At 26.6% G+C, this 1,090-nt stretch carries 2 protein-coding genes; both read left to right on the forward strand.

Annotation, left to right across the window (positions count from 1 at the left end):
• The first annotated feature begins 319 nt into the window (after positions 1–319).
• Positions 320–514 (forward strand): hypothetical protein, encoded by a 195-nt coding sequence (locus tag OM90_RS11930; protein ID WP_058487083.1) that lies wholly within the window; start codon positions 320–322, stop codon positions 512–514.
• Positions 515–534: 20 nt separating this feature from the next.
• Positions 535–1,090 (forward strand): PoNe immunity protein domain-containing protein (locus tag OM90_RS11935; protein WP_144428589.1); only part of this gene is annotated, 556 nt, incomplete at its 3' end.

The following is a 1,090-nucleotide window of genomic DNA, read 5'->3' on the forward strand; positions in this document are numbered from 1 at the left end:
TGGAAATTATCCAGATGGTAAATTAATAGTGTATTTTCCTGAAGAATAAAATTAAGATGACATTATACAATATGTTTTAATTGATAATAAATATCATATAAAATTTTAATAGTATTAATTGTTGTATAAATATTTGATAAAATAAAACTCCTTTCTGGCAGTAACTTAAACAAAAGTCAGAAAGGAGTTTTTTGTATTAAATACTAAAATTGATTTTAAACCCTAAATTAGGTAAAATAGATAATAAGTATATTATTGTTGTAAATTTAAAAAAGAAGGAGTAGCAAGTTTAAGGAAAACAACAAAAGGCTATAAACAGATGTCAGATAAGTGGATAGAAGATAACGACCGTCTTTTAGACGCTGTAAATGGAGATAAAAAGTTAGAAGATGAGATTATAAAATCATTAGGAACTGACAAGGTTGAAAAGGTATTATTTAATATAAATGGAGATGGAACGATACAAACTTTTAGACTAGATAAAGATGCAAACCGTATAGGACCTTGGCCATAATAAATAAAGGAGGGTAAATTATGGTAAGAGATAAGTTTAAGACATTTGAACATTTTGAAGAGGAAATTACTTTTGCAAATCAGTGTATAGAGGAAAGAAAAGAAGAAATAAAACTTCTAAAGGAAGATATAAAAAATGGAATACAGAGATATCAAAGAGATAACGAAGAGATTATTCGCATGACATATAGACATAGTACTATGTATGAATTTAGAAAAATAAATGCAATGTATTCGGCAGGTATGCCCATAGAGGATTTAGTTGAAGATGTTAAATATGCAATATTTTGTATAGAAAATTATTTTGAATTTGAAGATTATTGCAGTGAAAATGAATATTTGCGTGTACTTTGGCTAATATCTTTAGGAATATTATTAGAAATTGATAAAAACAATATAAAAAGATTGGCTAATATAGTAGAAAAGTGGGGGATTGAAGATTTTGTAATAGATTATTTATTGTGTGCAAGTGATATAGGCTGGGAAAGGCTTTCAAATGTTTATTATAAAGAGCATCCTTATTCAAAAGTAAGGGAAATTATAGAGCTAGCAGAAAAAGATAAAAATAAAGCTTCTA

The sequence above is a fragment of the Defluviitalea phaphyphila genome (assembly GCF_001466305.1).
GTDB classification, from domain to species: domain Bacteria; phylum Bacillota; class Clostridia; order Lachnospirales; family Defluviitaleaceae; genus Defluviitalea_A; species Defluviitalea_A phaphyphila.

Bases quoted from the DNA above. Each gene is read 5' to 3' on its own strand.
- OM90_RS11930 (WP_058487083.1), top strand. From the start codon at position 320: ATGTCAGATAAGTGGATAGAAGATAACGACCGTCTTTTAGACGCTGTA.